The organism is Enterobacter cloacae subsp. cloacae ATCC 13047 (assembly GCF_000025565.1).
Lineage (GTDB): Bacteria > Pseudomonadota > Gammaproteobacteria > Enterobacterales > Enterobacteriaceae > Enterobacter > Enterobacter cloacae.
In genome coordinates this window covers 5,125,479-5,141,259 of record NC_014121.1, presented here as the reverse complement: position 1 = coordinate 5,141,259, position 15,781 = coordinate 5,125,479, and the positions used below count along the sequence as shown (strand labels likewise).

The 15,781-nt window shown below is 54.9% G+C and carries 12 protein-coding genes; 8 read left to right on the top strand and 4 right to left on the bottom strand.

Annotation, left to right across the window (positions count from 1 at the left end; genetic code table 11):
* The first annotated feature begins 39 nt into the window (after positions 1-39).
* Both ilvD and ilvA read left to right on the top strand, forming a co-directional pair.
* Complete coding sequence (gene ilvD, locus ECL_RS24960) at positions 40-1,890, top strand: dihydroxy-acid dehydratase (RefSeq protein WP_013099286.1); 1,851 nt, start codon at positions 40-42, stop codon at positions 1,888-1,890.
* 2 nt (positions 1,891-1,892) lie between these two features.
* On the top strand, positions 1,893-3,437 hold the full coding sequence (ilvA, locus tag ECL_RS24955) for a threonine ammonia-lyase, biosynthetic (RefSeq protein ID WP_014833732.1): 1,545 nt from the start codon (positions 1,893-1,895) through the stop codon (positions 3,435-3,437).
* 45 nt (positions 3,438-3,482) lie between these two features.
* Here ilvA and ilvY read toward each other — a convergent pair whose 3' ends face one another.
* Positions 3,483-4,373: an HTH-type transcriptional activator IlvY gene (gene ilvY, locus ECL_RS24950; protein ID WP_013099284.1), complete on the bottom strand. Its 891-nt coding sequence runs from the start codon at positions 4,371-4,373 to the stop codon at positions 3,483-3,485.
* Positions 4,374-4,525: 152 nt separating this feature from the next.
* Here ilvY and ilvC point away from each other — a divergent pair, with 152 nt between their 5' ends.
* Positions 4,526-6,001: a ketol-acid reductoisomerase gene (gene ilvC, locus ECL_RS24945; RefSeq protein WP_013099283.1), complete on the top strand. Its 1,476-nt coding sequence runs from the start codon at positions 4,526-4,528 to the stop codon at positions 5,999-6,001.
* An 85-nt stretch (positions 6,002-6,086) separates the two neighbouring features.
* Here ilvC and ppiC read toward each other — a convergent pair whose 3' ends face one another.
* Entirely contained in the window at positions 6,087-6,368 is a 282-nt protein-coding gene (gene ppiC / locus ECL_RS24940; protein WP_013099282.1) for a peptidylprolyl isomerase PpiC, read from the bottom strand.
* An 85-nt stretch (positions 6,369-6,453) separates the two neighbouring features.
* Here ppiC and rep point away from each other — a divergent pair, with 85 nt between their 5' ends.
* Complete coding sequence (rep, locus tag ECL_RS24935; RefSeq protein ID WP_013099281.1) at positions 6,454-8,478, top strand: DNA helicase Rep; 2,025 nt, start codon at positions 6,454-6,456, stop codon at positions 8,476-8,478.
* A 51-nt stretch (positions 8,479-8,529) separates the two neighbouring features.
* On the opposite strand, the gene gppA is transcribed toward rep, so the two are convergent.
* Complete coding sequence (gene gppA, locus ECL_RS24930) at positions 8,530-10,014, bottom strand: guanosine-5'-triphosphate,3'-diphosphate diphosphatase (protein WP_013099280.1); 1,485 nt, start codon at positions 10,012-10,014, stop codon at positions 8,530-8,532.
* Positions 10,015-10,020: 6 nt separating this feature from the next.
* A complete protein-coding gene (gene rhlB, locus ECL_RS24925) occupies positions 10,021-11,286 on the bottom strand; it encodes an ATP-dependent RNA helicase RhlB (protein WP_013099279.1) in 1,266 nt (421 codons plus the stop codon).
* 144 nt (positions 11,287-11,430) lie between these two features.
* Here rhlB and trxA point away from each other — a divergent pair, with 144 nt between their 5' ends.
* The 4 genes from trxA (at position 11,431) to wzzE (ending at position 15,765) form a co-directional block, all read left to right on the top strand.
* Positions 11,431-11,760: a thioredoxin TrxA gene (gene trxA, locus ECL_RS24920; RefSeq protein ID WP_004386384.1), complete on the top strand. Its 330-nt coding sequence runs from the start codon at positions 11,431-11,433 to the stop codon at positions 11,758-11,760.
* 340 nt (positions 11,761-12,100) lie between these two features.
* Complete coding sequence (gene rho / locus ECL_RS24915; protein ID WP_001054528.1) at positions 12,101-13,360, top strand: transcription termination factor Rho; 1,260 nt, start codon at positions 12,101-12,103, stop codon at positions 13,358-13,360.
* 242 nt (positions 13,361-13,602) lie between these two features.
* Positions 13,603-14,706, top strand: a complete 1,104-nt coding sequence (gene wecA / locus ECL_RS24910) for a UDP-N-acetylglucosamine--undecaprenyl-phosphate N-acetylglucosaminephosphotransferase (RefSeq protein WP_013099278.1) — start codon at positions 13,603-13,605, stop codon at positions 14,704-14,706.
* A gap of 12 nt (positions 14,707-14,718) precedes the next feature.
* Positions 14,719-15,765, top strand: coding sequence for an ECA polysaccharide chain length modulation protein (gene wzzE / locus ECL_RS24905; RefSeq protein ID WP_013099277.1), 1,047 nt, complete (start codon positions 14,719-14,721; stop codon positions 15,763-15,765).
* The last annotated feature ends 16 nt before the right edge of the window (positions 15,766-15,781 follow it).

Genomic DNA, 15,781 nt, shown 5'->3' with positions numbered 1-15,781 from the left:
CACCGTCCCATTTAATAGTCAGACGGGAGTAAATAAAGCATGCCTAAGTATCGTTCCGCCACCACCACCCACGGCCGTAACATGGCGGGTGCCCGCGCACTGTGGCGCGCCACCGGGATGACCGACGCTGATTTCGGTAAACCTATCATCGCCGTGGTGAACTCCTTCACCCAGTTTGTGCCGGGCCATGTGCACCTGCGCGATCTCGGCAAACTGGTTGCTGAGCAAATTGAAGCTGCGGGCGGTGTGGCGAAAGAATTCAACACCATTGCGGTGGATGACGGTATCGCGATGGGGCACGGGGGTATGCTCTATTCACTGCCGTCGCGCGAGCTGATTGCCGACTCGGTGGAATACATGGTTAACGCTCACTGTGCGGATGCCATGGTCTGTATCTCCAACTGCGACAAAATCACCCCGGGGATGCTGATGGCTTCCCTGCGTCTGAACATTCCGGTAATTTTCGTCTCCGGTGGTCCTATGGAAGCGGGCAAGACCAAGCTTTCTGACAAAATCATCAAGCTCGACCTGGTCGATGCGATGATCCAGGGCGCGGATCCAAAAGTGTCTGACGAGCAGAGCAACCAGGTGGAACGCTCCGCGTGCCCAACCTGCGGCTCCTGTTCCGGGATGTTCACCGCCAACTCCATGAACTGTCTGACCGAAGCACTGGGCCTCTCTCAGCCGGGTAACGGTTCGCTTCTGGCGACGCACGCTGACCGTAAAGCGCTGTTCCTCAACGCCGGTAAGCGCATTGTTGAACTGACCAAACGTTACTACGAGCAGGACGATGCCAGCGCGCTGCCGCGTAACATCGCCAGCAAGGCGGCGTTCGAAAATGCCATGACGCTGGATATCGCCATGGGCGGTTCTACTAACACCGTTTTGCACCTGCTGGCTGCGGCGCAGGAAGCGGAAATCGACTTCACCATGAGCGATATCGATAAGCTGTCCCGCAAAGTGCCGCAACTGTGTAAAGTCGCGCCAAGCACCCAGAAATACCACATGGAAGACGTACACCGTGCGGGTGGCGTCATCGGTATTCTTGGCGAGCTGGATCGCGCCGGGCTGCTGAACCGCGATGTGAAGAACGTTCTCGGTCTGACGTTGCCGCAGACGCTGGATAAATATGACGTGATGCTGACTCAGGATGAGGCGGTGAAAAACATGTTCCGCGCGGGTCCGGCCGGTATTCGTACCACGCAGGCCTTCTCTCAGGATTGTCGCTGGGACACCCTGGATGATGACCGCGCCGAAGGCTGCATCCGTTCGCTGGAGCACGCCTACAGTAAAGACGGCGGTCTGGCCGTGCTGTACGGCAACTTTGCGGAAAACGGCTGTATCGTAAAAACCGCGGGCGTGGATGACAGCATCCTCAAATTCACCGGCCCGGCCAAAGTGTACGAAAGCCAGGACGAGGCGGTAGACGCCATCCTGGGCGGCAAAGTTGTGGAAGGCGACGTGGTGGTCATCCGTTACGAAGGGCCGAAAGGCGGTCCAGGCATGCAGGAGATGCTCTACCCAACCACCTTCCTGAAATCGATGGGCCTCGGTAAAGCCTGTGCGTTGATCACCGACGGACGTTTCTCGGGCGGTACGTCCGGCCTCTCCATCGGCCACGTATCACCGGAAGCAGCGAGCGGCGGCAACATTGCGATCATCGAAGACGGTGACCTGATTGAAATCGACATTCCGAATCGCGGGATCCAGCTCAAGCTGAGCGATCAAGAGATCGCGGCTCGTCGTGAAGCACAGGAAGCGCGCGGCGATAAAGCCTGGACGCCGAAGGACCGCCAGCGTGAAGTCTCCTTCGCCCTGCGCGCTTACGCGAGCCTTGCGACCAGTGCAGACAAAGGCGCGGTACGCGATAAATCGAAACTTGGGGGCTAATGATGGCCGAGTCACAACCCTTATCCGCCGCCCCTGAGGGGGCGGAATATCTCCGGGCAGTGCTACGCGCGCCGGTCTATGAAGCGGTGCAGGTCACCCCGCTGCAGAAAATGGAAAAACTCTCTTCCCGCCTCGACAACGTGATTCTGGTGAAGCGCGAAGATCGTCAGCCGGTGCACAGCTTCAAGCTGCGCGGGGCCTACGCGATGATGGCCGGGTTGACCGACGAGCAAAAAGCACGCGGCGTGATTACCGCGTCGGCGGGCAACCACGCGCAGGGTGTGGCGTTCTCGTCTGCCCGTTTGGGGTTGAAAGCGCTGATCGTGATGCCGGTTGCCACGGCAGACATCAAAGTGGATGCGGTGCGTGGCTTCGGCGGCGAAGTGCTGCTCCACGGCGCTAACTTTGACGAAGCAAAAGCCAAAGCGATCGAGTTGGCGCAGCAGCAGGGCTTTACCTGGGTACCACCGTTCGACCATCCGATGGTGATTGCAGGACAAGGTACCCTGGCGCTGGAACTGCTGCAGCAGGATGCCCATCTTGACCGTGTTTTCGTTCCGGTGGGCGGCGGTGGCTTAGCTGCAGGCGTGGCGGTGCTGATCAAACAGCTGATGCCGCAGATCAAAGTGATTGCCGTGGAAGCGGAAGATTCAGCCTGCCTGAAGGCCGCGCTGGATGCGGGTCATCCGGTCGATCTTCCGCGCGTTGGGCTGTTTGCCGAAGGCGTGGCCGTGAAACGTATTGGCGACGAAACCTTCCGTCTGTGCCAGGAGTATCTTGACGACATCGTCACCGTCGACAGCGATGCGATCTGTGCGGCGATGAAAGATCTCTTCGAGGATGTGCGTGCGGTGGCGGAACCGTCCGGCGCGCTGGCATTGGCTGGAATGAAAAAATACATTGCCCAGCACAACATTCGCGGCGAGCGCCTGGCGCACGTGCTCTCGGGTGCTAACGTCAACTTCCACGGTCTGCGTTACGTTTCTGAACGCTGCGAGCTGGGCGAGCAACGTGAGGCCCTGCTGGCGGTGACCATTCCGGAAGAGAAGGGCAGCTTCCTGAAGTTCTGTCAGCTGCTTGGTGGCCGTTCGGTAACGGAGTTCAACTACCGTTTTGCCGATGCGAAAGACGCCTGTATTTTTGTCGGCGTGCGTTTAAGCCGCGGTCTGGAAGAGCGCAAAGAGATCCTCAACCTGCTGCACGAAGGCGGCTACAGCGTGGTCGATCTCTCTGACGATGAGATGGCGAAGCTGCACGTACGTTATATGGTCGGCGGTCGTCCGTCGAAGCCGCTTAAAGAACGTCTTTACAGCTTTGAGTTCCCGGAATCCCCGGGCGCGTTGCTGAAGTTCCTGCATACGCTGGGCACGCACTGGAACATCTCTCTGTTCCACTACCGCAGCCATGGCACCGACTATGGCCGCGTGCTGGCCGCGTTTGAACTGGCCGAGCACGAGCCGGATTTCGAAACGCGTCTGAACGAGCTGGGCTATGAGTGCCATGATGAAACCCACAACCCGGCGTTCCGTTTCTTCCTCGCGGGCTAAGGGGAGGTCTGCGTGTAGGTCGGGTAAGCGTAGCGCCACCCGACTTTAATGGTTCGGCAATATCTTCCAGAACGCATCAATAAGCGGCTCATGCAGCCGCTTTTTTTGTGCACACACGCCAAGCTCGAACGGTGTCTTTTCGTCGCTGCGCTCCAGAATCATCACGCGATTTCGCACCGGTTCCGGGCTGTTTTCCAGCACCACTTCCGGCAGCAGCGCCACGCCGCAGCCAAGCGCCACCATCGAGACCATCGCCTCGTGTCCACCCACCGTCGCGTAAATCGACGGATTACTGATTTTCTGACGACGGAACCAGAGTTCGATACGGCGTCGCACCGGACCCTGATCGGCCATGATAAACGGCACCGATGACCAGTCCGGCTTTTCCACCGACACCTGATTACGCACCGGGCAGGGTAGCGCCGGGGCGATCAGCACCACCGCCAGATTCTCCAGCATGGAGAACGCCACCGCGCCCGGCAGGGTTTCGGGCTTCCCGGCAATGGCCAGATCGGCTTCGCCTGTGACGACTTTTTCCATAGCATCCGCGGCATCGCCGGTGGTGAGCTTAATTTCAACCGAGGGATGCTCCGCGCGGAAACGGTCAAGGATAGGGGGAAGATGGCTATAGGCGGCCGTTACGGAACAGAAAATATGCAGCTCGCCGGATAAAGACGGCCCTTTCTGATCGATGGCGTGTCGTAGCTGCTGATACTGCAGCAACGTCTGCTGAGCAAAGACCCGCAGCTCTTCGCCCGCTTCCGTGAGGGTAACGGTGCGATTATCACGCACAAACAGCGGCTGGCCGAGGTCCTCTTCAAGGCGCTGGATCTGGCGCGAAAGCGTGGACGGGCTGACGTGCATGGCCCGGGCGCTACGGCCAAAATGGCGGCTTTCCGCCAGATGCAGGAACATTTTCAGATCGCGTAAATCCACGGATTCCACTCCCCCTTTTTACATTGCAGATATTGCAACGTGACGTTGTGAATATATCAATTTCCGCAATAAATTTCCTGTTGTAATGTGGGTACATTCTCGCTGAAACGCGAACCGAACAATAAGACACACAACATCACGAGGTATCACCCATGGCTAACTACTTTAATACACTGAACTTGCGCCAGCAGCTGGCGCAGCTGGGCAAATGCCGCTTCATGGCGCGCGATGAATTTGCTGATGGCGCGAGCTACCTTCAGGGTAAAAAAGTGGTCATCGTCGGCTGTGGCGCGCAGGGTCTGAACCAGGGCCTGAACATGCGTGACTCCGGGCTGGATATCTCTTACGCCCTGCGCAAAGAAGCAATTGCTGAAAAACGCGCTTCCTGGCGTAAAGCGACCGAAAACGGCTTCAAAGTGGGTACCTACGAAGAGCTGATCCCGCAGGCGGATCTGGTTGTTAACCTGACGCCAGACAAACAGCACTCTGATGTTGTGCGCTCCGTTCAGCCGCTGATGAAAGACGGCGCGGCGCTGGGTTACTCTCACGGCTTCAACATCGTTGAAGTGGGCGAGCAGATCCGTAAAGACATCACCGTAGTGATGGTGGCTCCGAAGTGTCCGGGTACAGAAGTGCGTGAAGAGTACAAGCGTGGCTTCGGCGTGCCGACGCTGATCGCGGTTCACCCGGAAAACGATCCGAAAGGCGAAGGGATGGCGATCGCTAAAGCATGGGCAGCGGCTACCGGTGGCCACCGTGCGGGCGTTCTGGAATCTTCCTTCGTGGCTGAAGTGAAATCTGACCTGATGGGCGAGCAGACCATTCTGTGCGGCATGCTGCAGGCCGGTTCACTGCTGTGCTTCGATAAGCTGGTGGAAGAGGGTACCGACCCGGCATACGCAGAAAAACTGATTCAGTTCGGCTGGGAAACCATCACCGAAGCGCTGAAGCAGGGCGGTATCACGCTGATGATGGATCGTCTGTCCAACCCGGCGAAACTGCGTGCTTTCGCGCTGTCCGAACAACTGAAAACCATTATGGCGCCGCTGTTCCAGAAACATATGGACGACATCATCTCCGGCGAGTTCTCTTCCGGCATGATGGCTGACTGGGCGAATGATGATAAGAAACTGCTGACCTGGCGTGAAGAGACCGGTAAGACCGCGTTCGAAACTGCGCCACAGTATGAAGGTAAAATCGGCGAGCAAGAGTACTTCGACAAAGGCGTACTGATGATCGCGATGGTGAAAGCAGGTGTTGAGCTGGCGTTCGAAACCATGGTGGATTCCGGCATCATCGAAGAGTCTGCGTACTACGAATCACTGCACGAGCTGCCGCTGATCGCGAACACCATCGCCCGTAAGCGTCTGTACGAAATGAACGTGGTTATCTCCGATACCGCTGAGTACGGCAACTACCTGTTCTCTTATGCATGCGTACCGCTGCTGAAAGAGTTCATGACCACCCTGCAACCGGGCGATCTGGGCAAAGCCATTGCGGAAGGTGCGGTAGACAACGCGCAACTGCGCGATGTGAACGAAGCGATTCGCAGCCACCAGATCGAGAAAGTAGGTCACAAACTGCGTGGCTACATGACCGATATGAAACGTATCGCGGTAGCGGGTTAACAACCTTGTCGGGTGACGCTTCGCTTACCCGACCTACAAAACGCTAAGACGTAGGCCGGGTAAGGCGCAGCCGCCACCCGGCTTTTTATTTGCGATAGAGGACCTTGATCACGTGATAGCCGAACTGCGTATGCAGTGGGCCAGTCGGCTCCAGTACCGGGCAGGAGAAGACCACTTTGTCGAACGCCGGAACCATCTGACCCTGACGGAATTCACCTAAGTCACCGCCGCGTTTGCCTGACGGGCAAATGGAGTGCTTCTTCGCCAGCTTGCCGAAGTCGGCGCCGTTTTTGAGCTGCTCCAGAAGATCCAGAGCCAGTTTCTCTTCTTTAACAAGGATATGCAGTGCTGCTGCTGTTTTTGCCATGATCGTGCCTTGAGTGGTATGGATTAGGCTCGCTATACTACCACGCTGTTATTCTCCCCTCCTGACTTTCATTGAGTGATCATTTATGCGTTTAAACCCCGGACAACAACAAGCTGTCGAATTTGTCACCGGACCGTGTCTGGTGCTGGCGGGGGCTGGCTCCGGCAAAACGCGTGTGATCACGAACAAAATCGCCCACCTGATCCGCGGCTGCGGCTATCAGGCCCGGCATATCGCTGCGGTGACCTTTACCAACAAAGCGGCGCGCGAAATGAAAGAGCGTGTCGGCCAGACGCTGGGGCGTAAAGAGGCGCGAGGCCTGATGATCTCCACGTTCCACACGCTGGGGCTGGATATCATCAAACGTGAATACGCGGCGCTGGGGATGAAGTCTAACTTCTCGCTCTTCGACGACACCGATCAGGTGGCATTGCTTAAAGAGCTTACCGAGGGGCTGATCGAAGATGACAAAGTGCTGTTGCAGCAGCTGATCTCGACGATCTCCAACTGGAAAAACGATCTGATGACCCCCGCTCAGGCGGCGGCAAGCGCCAAAGGTGAGCGGGATCGGATCTTCGCTCACTGCTACGGTCTGTACGATGCACATATGAAAGCGTGTAACGTGCTGGATTTTGACGATCTGATCCTACTGCCCACGCTGCTGTTGCAGCGTAATGAAGAGGTGCGTGAACGCTGGCAGAACAAAATCCGCTATCTGCTGGTGGATGAATACCAGGACACCAACACCAGCCAGTATGAGCTGGTGAAGCTGCTGGTGGGACAGCGCGCGCGTTTCACCGTGGTAGGCGATGATGACCAGTCTATCTACTCCTGGCGCGGTGCGCGCCCACAAAACCTGGTGCTGCTGAGCAAAGATTTTCCGGCGCTGCAGGTGATCAAGCTGGAACAGAACTACCGCTCATCCGGGCGCATCCTGAAAGCGGCAAATATCCTGATTGCCAATAACCCGCACGTCTTCGAAAAACGCCTTTTCTCGGAACTTGGCTATGGTACGGAGCTCAAAGTACTCAGTGCTAATAATGAAGAGCATGAAGCGGAGCGCGTGACGGGCGAGCTAATTGCGCACCACTTCGTCAATAAAACGGAATATAAAGATTACGCGATCCTCTATCGCGGCAACCACCAGTCGCGCGTCTTTGAAAAGATGCTGATGCAGAACCGCATCCCGTACAAAATTTCCGGCGGAACCTCCTTCTTCTCGCGCCCTGAAATCAAAGATCTGCTGGCCTATCTGCGTGTGCTCACCAACCCGGATGACGACAGCGCCTTTCTGCGTATCGTGAACACGCCGAAACGTGAAATCGGCCCGGCGACGCTGCAAAAGCTCGGTGAATGGGCGATGACGCGCAACAAAAGCCTGTTCACCGCCAGCTTCGATATGGGGCTGAGCCAGACGTTAACCGGGCGCGGTTATGATTCCTTAACCCGCTTTACCCACTGGCTTGGCGAAGTCCAGCGTCTGGCGGAGCGCGAACCGGTTGCCGCCGTTCGCGATCTGATCCACGGCATCGACTACGAGTCCTGGCTGTATGAAACCTCTGCCAGCCCGAAGGCGGCAGAGATGCGCATGAAAAACGTTAACCAGCTATTCAGCTGGATGACGGAAATGCTGGAAGGCTCAGAAATCGACGAGCCGATGACCCTGACCCAGGTCGTTACCCGCTTTACGCTACGCGACATGATGGAGCGCGGTGAGAGCGAAGAGGAAGCCGATCAGGTTCAGCTGATGACGCTGCATGCGTCTAAAGGGCTGGAGTTTCCGTATGTTTACCTGGTCGGCATGGAAGAGGGCTTACTGCCGCACCAGAGCAGCATTGATGAAGATAACGTCGATGAAGAGCGTCGTCTGGCCTACGTGGGCATTACCCGCGCACAGAAAGAACTAACGTTCACGCTGTGTAAAGAGCGCCGTCAGTATGGCGAGCTGGTTCGCCCTGAGCCGAGCCGTTTCCTGCTGGAGTTGCCGCAGGATGACCTGATCTGGGAGCAGGAGCGCAAGGTGATTACCGCTGAAGAACGAATGCACAAAGGTCAGGCTAACGTCGCCAACATTCGCGCCATGCTGGCTAAAGCCAAAGAGAAGGGATAAGAATTTGCAGGCCGGGTCAGGCGAAGCCGCCGCCCGGCAATGCACAGCGTGTTACTTCACTTCAAGCGCCCAGTGGACATAGCTCTGCCACTGGCACTCCTGCTCAATCATCTCTGCCCCAAGCGGGTGATTATCAATCCAGTTTTCCGGCAGCGTCAGAGACAGTCTTTCGTCATCCGCCACCAGATGAATATTGGGCAGCAAATCATCGCGACGTCGGCTGGCAAACAGAATTGCCAGACGCAGCAGGCGGCACAGATGCTCGGCCACGCGCGGCGGCACGGCGTTTTGCTGATGTAACGAGGAGAGGTCAACGGCGTTGGTTTGGTTCAGCAGTAACGTTGCCAGCAGTTTCTTTTGTGCCGGCGTGTAGCCCGGCAGATCGAGATTACGCACCAGCCAGGCTGCGTGCAGCGGCGCCTGCTTATACTCGACGCTCAGCCCAATTTCATGCAGCGCGCAGGCACTTAGCAGCAGATCGCGGCTCAACGGGTCAATATCCCAGCTATTTTTTACCTGATCGGCAAACAGTGATGCCAGCTGACCTACCCGTTGCGCTTGATCGGTATCGACAATAAAGCGACGCTGTACGTTACGCAGGGTTCGGGTGCGGATGTCCTGATCAACCGAAAGATGCAGCATTCCGTAGACCAGCCCTTCACGCAGCGCACCACCGGCCAGCGTCATACACTGGATGTTCAGCTCGGTAAAAATGGCGATCAAAATGGCCAGGCCGCTCGGGAAGACCAGCGCGCGTTCCAGCGTCAGGCCTTCTATTTCCAGCTCTTCCAGGCGACCACATTGAATCGCGCGCTGTTTTAACTGCTGGAGCTTGGTAAGCGTGATCCGCTCGTCCATCCCCTGGGCCATCATGATTTCCTGCAACGCCTGCACGGTACCTGACGCACCCACGCAGACTTTCCAGCCGTGATAGCGCAGTTCGTCCATCACCGGACGTAACACCTCGCGGGCGGCATTTTCCGCTTCGTCGAAGTTTTCTTTACCCAGATTTCGATCGGCAAAGTAGCGCTCAAGCCAGGTCACACAGCCCATCGACAGGCTGAACAGCGAAGTCGCCTGCGCGCCCGTGCCGGTGACGAGCTCGGTGCTGGCACCCCCGATATCGACGACCAGACGGCGATCGTCGCCGCCCGTCGTGTGCGCAACACCCTGATAGATCAGACGTGCTTCTTCTTCACCGCTGATAACCTGAACCGGGCACCCGAGAATTTCCTGCGCTTTGGCAATAAAATCCACGGCGTTTACTGCCAGGCGTAGCGTCGCGGTGGCGACAACGGTAATTTGCGAATGGGGGATATCCTGCAGGCGTTCGGCAAAGAGACGCAGACACTGCCAGCCACGTTCCATGGCTTCGGGAGAGAGATAATTATCGCTGCTCAGGCCCGCCGCGAGGCGGACCTTGCGCTTAATGCGCGTCAGCGTTTGTATGCTTCCCGCCACCTCGCGCACAACCAGCATATGAAAACTATTCGAACCGAGATCAATTGCCGCATAAAGCGAGGTGGAGCTGAGCATATTTTCTTAACCTGAACGACGACGATTACGCGGTGCGCCAGAACGACGCGGGCCATTGCCGGAGCGGGCGCGGGTAAGGCGCTTAGGCGGCGGCAGTTCGCTTAACAGCGCATCCGGATTGTATTTACTCTGTGGAATAGAGTGACCAATGTAGGCCTCAATCGCCGGGAGATTCAGCGCATATTCTTCACACGCAAGGCTAATGGAGTGACCGCTTGCGCCTGCACGACCGGTACGACCAATGCGGTGTACGTAGTCTTCGCAGTCATCCGGCAGGTCATAGTTGAAGACGTGCGTGACGGCGGGTATATGCAGACCACGCGCGGCCACGTCGGTTGCGACCAGAATATCGAGATCGCCACGGGTAAATTCGTCGAGAATACGCAGGCGTTTTTTCTGTGCCACATCGCCGGTCAGCAGACCCACACGGTGACCATCCGCAGCCAGATGGCCCCAAATATCTTCACAGCGGTGTTTGGTGTTCGCGAAGATAATGGCGCGATCTGGCCACTCTTCTTCGATCAGCGTTTGCAGCAGGCGCATTTTCTCTTCATTGGAAGGATAGAAGAGCTCTTCTTTAATGCGGTGACCTGTTTTCTGCTCCGGCTCCACTTCCACATATTCGGCGTTGTTCATCTGCTCGAACGCCAGCTCGCGTACGCGATAAGAAAGGGTAGCGGAGAACAGCATGTTCAGACGCTGGTTCGCTGGGGGCATGCGACGGAACAGCCAGCGGATGTCTTTGATAAAGCCCAGATCGTACATGCGGTCGGCTTCATCCAGCACCACAACCTGGATTGCGCCGAGGTTAATGTGATTCTGTTTTGCATAATCGATAAGACGGCCAGTGGTACCGATCAGGATATCCACGCCGCTTTCCAGCACTTTCAGCTGCTTATCGTAGCCATCGCCGCCGTAAGCCAGGCCAATCTTCAGGCCGGTCGCCTGCGTCAGAGGTTCAGCGTCTGCGTGGATCTGTACCGCCAGTTCTCGCGTCGGAGCCATGATAAGCGCGCGCGGCTGGTTAACTTTGCGGTCTGCAATCGCTGGATGAGAAAGTAAATAGTGAAACGTTGACGTTAAAAACGCCATCGTTTTGCCAGTACCGGTTTGCGCCTGCCCTGCTACGTCACGACCGGCCAGCGTCAGCGGCAGGGCGAGAGCCTGAATGGGCGTGCAGTTATGAAACCCTTTATTTTCAAGGGCTTCAATCACTTTTGGGTGCAGGGCGAAGTCGGAAAACTTCTGTTCTGTTAAATGTGTTTTGCTCATAGTGTGGTAGAATATCAGCTTACTATTGCTTTACGAAAGCGTATCCGGTGAAATAAAGTCAACCTTTAGTTGGTTAATGCGACATCAACACGTCGTTGATGAAGGCGAAACCAACGCACCAGGCTTATTCCTGTGGAGTTATATATGAGCGATAAAATTATTCACCTGACTGACGACAGTTTTGACACGGACGTACTTAAGGCTGACGGGCTGACCCTCGTCGATTTCTGGGCTGAATGGTGTGGTCCTTGCAAAATGATCGCCCCGATTCTGGATGAGATCGCTGACGAATATCAGGGCAAACTGACCGTTGCCAAGCTGAACATCGACCAGAACCCGGGTACCGCGCCAAAATACGGCATCCGTGGCATCCCGACCCTGCTGCTGTTTAAAAACGGCGAAGTGGCGGCGACCAAAGTGGGCGCACTGTCCAAAGGTCAACTGAAAGAGTTCCTCGACGCTAACCTGGCGTAAGGTTTCTCCGCTGCGCGTCCAGAGGCCAAAATGATGTGCAACTCTGGACGCCCGGCTTAAGTCGTGCTAAGTTAGCTATGACTTCGTTTTAAACATATCTTGTTGTTTGAATCTTGTTTTACCCGAAACTTCCCGTTGTTAACATAAACAGTGCGTGAAGTGGCTAAATTCCGGGCTTGTCACTCAATCCGTCTTGTCGTTTCAGATCTGCGTTCTTTCCCTGTGACCAGACAGCGAACAGACATGAGTTGATGGCCGCTAAACAGGCATGGATGACCCTGCCATACCATTCACAACATTAAGTTCGAGAATCACCCCGAGTTTAAGAACCCACACCATTATGAATCTTACCGAATTAAAGAATACGCCGGTTTCTGAGCTGATCACTCTCGGCGAAAATATGGGACTGGAAAACCAGGCTCGTATGCGCAAGCAGGACATCATTTTCGCCATCCTGAAGCAGCACGCTAAGAGTGGCGAAGATATCTTTGGCGACGGTGTGCTGGAGATATTGCAAGACGGATTTGGTTTCCTCCGCTCTGCAGACAGCTCCTACCTCGCCGGCCCTGACGACATCTACGTATCCCCCAGCCAAATCCGCCGTTTCAACCTCCGCACTGGTGACACCATTTCAGGTAAGATTCGTCCTCCAAAAGAGGGTGAACGCTACTTTGCGCTGTTGAAAGTTAACGAAGTTAACTACGACAAACCGGAAAACTCGCGTAACAAGATCCTCTTCGAGAACTTAACGCCGCTGCACGCGAACTCTCGTCTGCGTATGGAGCGTGGTAACGGTTCTACCGAAGACTTAACCGCGCGCGTGCTGGATCTGGCTTCGCCAATTGGTCGTGGTCAACGTGGTCTGATTGTGGCACCGCCAAAAGCGGGTAAAACCATGCTGCTGCAGAACATCGCGCAGAGCATTGCCTACAACCACCCTGACTGTGTGCTGATGGTACTGCTGATTGACGAACGTCCGGAAGAAGTGACCGAGATGCAGCGTCTGGTGAAAGGTGAAGTAGTGGCGTCGACCTTTGACGAGCCAGCATCCCGTCACGTTCAGGTTGCGGAAATGGTTATTGAGAAGGCGAAACGCCTGGTTGAGCACAAGAAAGACGTTATCATTCTGCTCGACTCCATCACCCGTCTGGCGCGTGCCTACAACACCGTGGTTCCGGCTTCCGGTAAAGTACTGACCGGTGGTGTGGATGCCAACGCCCTGCATCGTCCGAAGCGCTTCTTCGGTGCTGCACGTAATGTGGAAGAGGGCGGTAGCCTGACCATCATCGCGACGGCTCTTATCGATACCGGCTCCAAAATGGACGAAGTGATCTACGAAGAGTTTAAAGGGACAGGTAACATGGAACTGCACCTCTCTCGTAAGATTGCAGAAAAACGTGTCTTCCCGGCTATCGACTACAACCGTTCCGGTACCCGTAAGGAAGAGCTGCTCACCACTCAGGAAGAGCTGCAGAAAATGTGGATCCTGCGCAAAATCATTCATCCGATGGGTGAAATCGACGCAATGGAATTCCTCATTAACAAACTGGCGATGACCAAAACCAACGACGATTTCTTCGACATGATGAAGCGCTCGTAACGCAAATAAAGCCAGTGAACGCCACGTTTTTACGTGGCGTTTTTCTTTTATGGACTATACGCTATTACCACACACTCCCAATTTTGACCGGTCGGTGCGACAATTAAGACTATTGGCACAGTAAAAACATTAATTGTCTGAATAATAAACAAATGGGGTTGTTAGAGGTTTGCTTTATGCCTTCAGGCTTTGCGCCTTCATGGTTATACTTCCGCGACTAACATTTGTTGAGAACATCCATTGTGGACCTACTTGATACGTTTACTGAACTAACCAGTATTTTTTTATTCACCACCTGCTTTCTGTTTTTTGCACGTAAGGTGGCGAAATATCTGGGGTTAGTGGATAAACCCAACTTCCGGAAGCGCCATCAGGGGATGATCCCTCTTGTAGGGGGAATCTCTGTTTTTGCTGGCCTTTGCTTCACCTTCACCATTGCTGACTACTATGTTCCGCATGTTAAGTTGTACCTGATGTGTGCGACGGTGTTGGTTTTGGTTGGGGCGCTCGACGATCGTTACGACATCAGTGTCAAAATTCGCGCTATCGTTCAGGCCGCGGTCGGCATTGCTATGATGGTGTTCGCAAAGCTTCATCTAAGCAGCCTCGGCTATATTTTTGGGTCGTGGGAGATGTTACTGGGCCCGTTTGGCTATTTCCTGACACTATTTGCTGTATGGGTTGCAATAAACGCATTCAACATGGTGGACGGCATAGATGGCTTGCTCGGTGGATTGTCCTGCGTCTCATTTGCTGCTATCGGTTTCATTTTATGGTTTGACGGTCAATACAGCCTGGCCATGTGGTGTTTTGCCATGATCGCGGCCATCCTTCCTTATATCTTATTAAATCTGGGAGCGTTAGGCCGCCGATATAAAGTGTTTATGGGTGATGCCGGTAGCACTCTGATCGGCTTTACAATCATCTGGATCTTGCTGGAAACCACACAAGGTAAAGTCCATCCCATTAGCCCGGTAACCGCGTTATGGATCATTGCCATCCCATTGATGGATATGGTTGCGATTATGTATCGCCGATTGCGTAAAGGGATGAGTCCGTTCTCCGCTGACCGCCAGCATATTCATCATTTAATCATGCGAGCCGGGTTCACTTCCCGTCAGGCATTTGTGCTTATTACACTGGCTGCTGCTATTCTGGCGGGAATTGGTGTGGCAGCTGAATACGCACAGTTTGTACCTGAGTGGGTTATGTTGGTACTGTTCTTGCTAGCGTTTTCTCTGTATGGCTATTGCATTAAACGCGCATGGAAAGTCGCTCGTTTCATTAAGCGTGTAAAACGCAGGATGCGCCGAAATAGTGGTAATAATCCAACTTTAACTAAATAAACTGGGATTGTGATGACTCAACCGTTGGTGGGAGCAAAATCAGAGATGACCGAGAATGAGCTGGATATACGTGGCTTGTTTCGCACTTTATGGGCCGGAAAACTGTGGATTGCAGGCATTGCACTGGGCTTCGCATTAGTTGCACTCGCGTATACCTTTTTTGCAAAACAGGAATGGAGTGCAACGGCGATAACTGACAAACCCACTGTTAACATGTTGGGGGGATACTATTCCCAGCAGCAGTTCCTGCGCAACCTGGATATCAAGGCAAATCTGGCGACGCCCGATCAGGCTTCCGTCATGGATGAGGCGTATAAAGAGTTTGTCATGCAGCTGGCCTCCTGGGACACGCGTCGTGATTTCTGGAGCCAGACGGATTATTACAAGCAACGCATGGTGGGCAACAGCAAAGCCGATGCCGCGCTGCTGGATGACCTGATTAACAATATTCAGTTTATGCCGGGCGATGCGCTGCGTAATCTTAATGACAGCGTCAAACTGATTGCAGAGACGGCGCCGGATGCCAATAACCTGTTGCGCCAGTATGTCGCTTTTGCCAGCCAGCGCGCCGCAAGTCATCTTAATGAAGAACTGAAAGGCGCCTGGGCGGCCCGTACCATCCAGATGAAAGCGCAGGTAAAACGTCAGGAAGAGGTGGCTAAAGCCATATTCTCCCGCCGTGTTCATAACATTGAACAGGCACTCAAAATTGCGGAACAGCACAATATTTCTCGCAGCGAAACGGACGTTCCGGCGGATGAACTGCCTGATTCTGAAATGTTCCTGCTTGGTCGTCCGATGCTGCAGGCTCGTCTGGAAAACCTGCAGGCCGTTGGCCCTGATTTTGACCTCGACTACGATCAAAACCGCGCCATGCTCAACACCCTGAATGTAGGTCCAACGCTGGACCCGCGTTTTCAGACCTATCGTTATTTGCGAACGCCTGAAGAACCTGTAAAACGCGATAGCCCACGTCGTGCATTCCTGATGATCATGTGGGGGATTGTAGGCGCACTGACGGGCGCTGGCGTGGCGTTAACACGTCGTCGCACAAATTAAGAACGCCATTGACGAT

What these genes read in the sequence shown, in the direction of transcription:
- gppA (WP_013099280.1), bottom strand. Translation starts at nt 10,014, where the DNA reads ATGCTCAGCTCCACCTCGCTTTATGCGGCAATTGATCTCGGTTCGAAT.
- rhlB (WP_013099279.1), bottom strand. Translation starts at nt 11,286, where the DNA reads ATGAGCAAAACACATTTAACAGAACAGAAGTTTTCCGACTTCGCCCTG.
- rep (WP_013099281.1), top strand. Translation starts at nt 6,454, where the DNA reads ATGCGTTTAAACCCCGGACAACAACAAGCTGTCGAATTTGTCACCGGA.
- wzzE (WP_013099277.1), top strand. Translation starts at nt 14,719, where the DNA reads ATGACTCAACCGTTGGTGGGAGCAAAATCAGAGATGACCGAGAATGAG.
- ilvA (WP_014833732.1), top strand. Translation starts at nt 1,893, where the DNA reads ATGGCCGAGTCACAACCCTTATCCGCCGCCCCTGAGGGGGCGGAATAT.
- ppiC (WP_013099282.1), bottom strand. Translation starts at nt 6,368, where the DNA reads ATGGCAAAAACAGCAGCAGCACTGCATATCCTTGTTAAAGAAGAGAAA.
- ilvC (WP_013099283.1), top strand. Translation starts at nt 4,526, where the DNA reads ATGGCTAACTACTTTAATACACTGAACTTGCGCCAGCAGCTGGCGCAG.
- trxA (WP_004386384.1), top strand. Translation starts at nt 11,431, where the DNA reads ATGAGCGATAAAATTATTCACCTGACTGACGACAGTTTTGACACGGAC.
- rho (WP_001054528.1), top strand. Translation starts at nt 12,101, where the DNA reads ATGAATCTTACCGAATTAAAGAATACGCCGGTTTCTGAGCTGATCACT.
- ilvD (WP_013099286.1), top strand. Translation starts at nt 40, where the DNA reads ATGCCTAAGTATCGTTCCGCCACCACCACCCACGGCCGTAACATGGCG.